This is a genomic window from Cryobacterium sp. TMT2-17-1 (genome assembly GCF_004402765.1).
In the GTDB taxonomy this organism is placed as follows: Bacteria; Actinomycetota; Actinomycetes; order Actinomycetales; family Microbacteriaceae; genus Cryobacterium; species Cryobacterium sandaracinum.
Genome location: NZ_SOGC01000042.1, coordinates 1 through 4,738, shown reverse-complemented (window position 1 = coordinate 4,738; position 4,738 = coordinate 1). Strand labels below are relative to the sequence as shown.

The window sequence follows — 4,738 nt, the reverse complement described above, 5'->3', positions numbered from 1 at the left end:
TTTTCCTGCCCCTTGAGTTTCTGTTCCTAGACAGTCAGAAACCTAGACAGGAAGCGGCGTGCGGCCGTTAAGGCGCTCCGAAACACCCACAGATGAAGCAGGAGAGCCAGAATCTCCGTCGAATTCGTTCGGGACGCAGGTACTTCGGGGCCTCAGACTCGACAGACGTAGGGGCTGGAACACCGGCCGACCCCCTCGCTGGCCGACCGGCCAGCTAGCGAACGGATGCCGGCGCGGGCTGCCGCCCCGCGGCGAGCGCGAGCAGCGCCGGAATGCCCACCGGCTCCTCCGCCAGCAGCGGCACCACCGCGAGCCGCGGGGCGCGCTTCTCGTGCACGTGCTCGAGCTCGGGGAGCTCGTTCCGGGCCCGCGCGAGCAGCAGCGGGTTGGTCGGCGCCGCCGCGGCGATCGAGTTGTTCACGATCCACGCCCACGGGGTGATGCCGGCCCGCTCCAGGTCGGCCTGCAGCTCCGCGGCCTCGAGCACGGGCGTGGTCTCGGCGAGGGTGACCAGGATCACTTTCGTCTGCTCCGGGTCCTGCAGCCGCATCATCGGCGTCGTCAGACGGATGCCGTCGCCCAGCTGCCGGGTGACCTCGCGGTGGTACGACCCGGTCGCATCCAGCAGCAGCAGGGTGTGGCCCGTGGGCGCGGTATCCATCACGACGAAGGTGCCCTTCGCCTCCCGGCTCACGCGGGAGAAGGCCTGGAACACGGCGATCTCCTCCGTGCACGGCGAACGCAGGTCCTCGCGGAGCATGGCTTGGCCCTGCGCGTCGAGGTGAGCGCCCTTCGTGCGCATGACCCGCTCGGTGTAGTTGGCGATTTCGACGGCCGGGTCGATCCGGGACACGGTCAGGTTCGCCAGCCGGCCGGCCAGGGTGTCGTCGAGGTGCGCGGCCGGGTCGGTCGTGGTGAGGTGCACGGGCAGCCCGCGTTCGGCGAGGCTGACGGCGATCGCCGCCGCGAGCGTGGTCTTGCCCACACCGCCCTTGCCCATCAGCATCACCAGGCCGTGGCCGCCGGCCTCGATCTCGTCGACGAGAGCCGAGAGCGGGGCCCCCGGAGCGACCGTGGCGATTCCGGTGCCCGGTGTCGGGACGACTGCAGGCTCGAGCAGGCTGCGGAGCGCGGCCAAGCCGACCATGTTGGTGCTCTTCAGCCCCACGTAGCTGGTGGGCGCGGTGCGCAGCCCCGCGGGCATCGCGGCGAGCGCCTGCTGTTCGCGCACCCGGATGGCGTCGAAGAGCGGGTCGGCCTCGGCGGGCGTGCCCGTATCGGCATCAGAATCCGTTGCCGGTCCGGCCGGCAGGATGCCGTTGACCACCAGGTGCTGACGCTGCATGCCGATGGCGGCGAGTTCTGCCTGGGTGCGGGCGGCCTCCCGCAGGGCGCCGCCCTGGGCGCGCGCCACGAGCACCAGCCGGGTGCGGGCAGGGTCGGCGAGGGCGGCCACGGCGTCGGCGTAGACGGCGCGCTGCTTCTCGAGGCCGGAGAGCGGCCCGAGGCAGGACGCGTCGCCCGTGCCCTCGGTGAGGAAGTCGGTCCACGACCCGGGCAGCTGCAGCAGACGGATGGTGTGCCCGGTGGGGGCCGTGTCGAAGAGGATGTGGTCGTACGCGGCCGTCCACGCGGCATCCGTCAGCAGGTCGGTGAACTCGTTGAACGAGGCGATCTCGGTGGTGCAGGCACCCGAGAGCTGCTCCTCGATCGAGGCCATCTCGGCGGGCGGCAGCAGGCCGCGCACCGGGCCGACGATGCGTTCGCGGTACTGCGCGGCCGCCTGCTCGGGGTCGATCTCGAGGGCCGACAGGCCGGGCACCGCCGCGATCGGCATGACCGTGTTGCCGATGGTCACCCCGAAGACCTGGCCCACATTGGAGGCCGGATCGGTGCTGACCAACAGCACGGATGCCCCGGACTCGGCCAGACGCACCGCGCTCGCGCACGCGATGGAGGTCTTGCCGACCCCGCCCTTGCCGGTGAAGAAGAGGAAACGTGGGGCGTCGTCGAGGAAGCGCAGGGTCGTCATGATCGGCCCTAGCAGCAGCCGCCGTTGCCGCAGCAGCCGGCATCGGCGCCCGCGGTATTTTCAGTGAGCTCGGTGGCTGTGGCGCTACCGGACCCGGCCATGGCTAGCAGCCGCACCGTTCCCTCCGGCTGCACGGCCGCACGGTGACTGGCCGCGCCGGTGTCGACAGCCGCCACGTCGGTCCAGCTCGCGAGCTCGGCGCGGGTCGGGTAGCGGCCGGTGAGCACGGTGGCTCCCCCTACGAGCGTGACGGGCAGGCCCTCCTGGCCGACGGTGTGCAGGAACTGGCGGGCCACCTCGTTCTGCACGAAGGCGAGGGGCTCCTGGGCCAGGTTGAATCGGGCAATGTCGCCGCCGTTCGCGCGGGTGAAATCGAGGTCCGCGGAGAGGGTGACCAGCGCCTGGTCGACGTCGACTCCGCAGATGCCTGTGCCGCAGCACAGTCCCGGTTCGAAAATCTCGATGTGTGCCATGGGTGACCATCTCCTAGACCGGCATCCAGAGGGGCGACTTGTCCGTGATGACGGTCCTCCCAGTATATCGACGCTTATCGATATTTGGCGACTCGTTTGCGTTAGCACCGGCTCCCATTGCGAGCGCGGGAGTGGAAGACTGACTGCGGGCGCCTCTGCCCTGTTCATCATTCAACCCGAAAGGCATGCGATGACCGACGCACACGACGCCGCAGACCTTCTCCCGCTGCTTCTCGAGCAGGAACGTGTCATTCAGTTCGACTCCTTCGACGTGGGCGACGCCTGGGCCGTCGGGTCGCGGCTCGTGGAACTCGGCAACGCCCGGCGGCATCCGATCGCGGTGTCGATCATGTTCGGCGACCAGCGCGTCTTCCATGCCGCCCTGCCCGGTGCCTGCGCCGACAATGACGCCTGGCTCGAAAACAAGTTCCGGGTGGTGCGGCGCTTCGCCAACTCCTCCTACGCCGTGGGCATGCGCTTCCGAGCGAACTCCCGCGACTTCAGCACCGACTCGAACCTCGACCCGAACACACACGCCGCGCACGGCGGCGCCTTCCCCCTGCGCGTACGGGGCTCGCTCATCGGCGTCGTCGGCGTCTCCGGGCTGGCCCAGCGCTATGACCACGACCTTGTCGTCGAGGCGCTCGAGGAACACCGCCGCACCCACGGCTGACCGGCAACGGTCTGGCCCGCACCCGACTCCCCTGCCCCGGCTGCCCCGTCCCGCGGCCCTGTCCCGCAGCCCTGTCCCGCAGCCTGCCCGGATGTGAAAGTCTGGACCGAAGCCCCTGACCTGCTTTCGTTGGAGTATCCGTGACCGCCGCACCTGTCCGTTCGATGTCGCAATTCGACGCGGGCATGCCCGACGACCGCATCACCCTGCGCTTCATGGCCGTTCCCGCCGACGTCGCCGCTTCGGGCGCGACCGTGGCCGCTGGCAGCGTGCTCGAGTGGATTGACAAGGCCGCTTACGCCTGTGCGGTGGGCTGGAGCGCATCCGACACGGTCACCGCCTACGTCGGCAATGTGCACTTCACCCGGCCGATAAAGCCCGGCAACCTGGTCGAGGTGCACGCCCGCATCATCCACACCGGACGCACGAGCATGCACGTGCTTGTCACGGTCGAGACCACGGATGTCCGCGCCCGCGAATACAGTCCGGCGACCCACTGCATCCTCGTCTTCGTCGCCGTCGACGATGCCGGGAAGCCGCAGGAAGTTCCCTTGTGGGTGCCCCACTCCGACGTCGACCGGGAGCTGCAAGAGAACGCGACGGCCCGGCTCGAGCCGCGCAAGCGCATCCAGACTGTCATGCGCTCACAGGAATATACCGATGACAGCACCACGCCAGGCACGGTGTTCCGGTTTTTGGCCGACCCCGCCGACGCGAACTGGGGCGGCAACGCCCACGGCGGAACCGTGATGCGCTGGATCGATGAGGCCGCCTTCGCTACGGCGGCGGCCTGGAGCTCCGTAGCGGCCGTTGCCGTCTACTCGGGCGGCATCCACTTCTACCGGCCGATCCACATCGGGCACATCGTCGAAGTGGATGCCCGGCTCATCCACACCGGCAAGCGCAGCATGCACATCAGCATCCGGGTGCGCTCGGGCAGTCCACGCACGCCCCACGATTTGCACCTCACGACGCAGTGCATGAGCATTTTCGTCGCACTCGGCGCGAACGGGCACGCCGAGCCGGTAGAACCACTGACGCTGATCACCCCGGAGGACAAGCGGCTCGACCAGCACGCCCGGGACCTGATGGAATTGCGCGCGCCGCTGGTCATGATGCCCGTTGACCACCTGCGCCTGCCGTGACCGGCGCGCCCTTACGGCCCGAACGAATTCGACGGAGATTTTGCGCGAATCGGACCTGAATCCTGCGAAAGAGCGCTTTCACGCCAAAATCNTCCCCTGCTGTATCCGTGGGTGTTTCGGAGCGCCTTAACGGCCGCACGCCGCTTCCTGTCTAGGTTTCTGACTGTCAAAGGAAAGAAACTTTATAGGCGGGAAAACGGCGTGCGGTCTCTAACTTTATGGCGGACTTTGCTCGGTGTCGACAAGACAGTGGTCGAGGACGTTGATCTCGACCTCGTAGCGGGCGTTTTTGTTGCGTCGGTTCGGCTGACCAGGTCGATGCGGAACCGGTGCGGGAGCTGCCAGAAACGCTGCCCGCGCTACGACGAGGGGGCGGGGCGCCGCCGGTGGCGGGGATTGGATTTCGGCTCGACCC

The 4,738-nt window shown here is 68.5% G+C and carries 4 protein-coding genes; 2 read left to right on the top strand and 2 right to left on the bottom strand.

All coding sequences use genetic code 11. From position 1 onward, the window contains the following. Window positions 1-214 precede the first annotated feature (214 nt). On the bottom strand, window positions 215-2,032 hold the full coding sequence (gene arsA / locus E3O47_RS12595; RefSeq protein ID WP_277870374.1) for an arsenical pump-driving ATPase: 1,818 nt from the start codon (window positions 2,030-2,032) through the stop codon (window positions 215-217). Between the two features lie 8 nt (window positions 2,033-2,040). Beyond that, a complete protein-coding gene (arsD, locus tag E3O47_RS12590) occupies window positions 2,041-2,505 on the bottom strand; it encodes an arsenite efflux transporter metallochaperone ArsD (RefSeq protein ID WP_134400779.1) in 465 nt (154 codons plus the stop codon). Between the two features lie 190 nt (window positions 2,506-2,695). Between arsD and E3O47_RS12585 the strand changes: the two genes are divergently transcribed. Beyond that, a complete protein-coding gene (locus E3O47_RS12585; protein ID WP_134400778.1) occupies window positions 2,696-3,178 on the top strand; it encodes a heme-degrading domain-containing protein in 483 nt (160 codons plus the stop codon). A 140-nt stretch (window positions 3,179-3,318) separates the two neighbouring features. After that, window positions 3,319-4,323, top strand: coding sequence for an acyl-CoA thioesterase (locus E3O47_RS12580; RefSeq protein WP_241976708.1), 1,005 nt, complete (start codon window positions 3,319-3,321; stop codon window positions 4,321-4,323). Window positions 4,324-4,738: the final 415 nt, after the last annotated feature.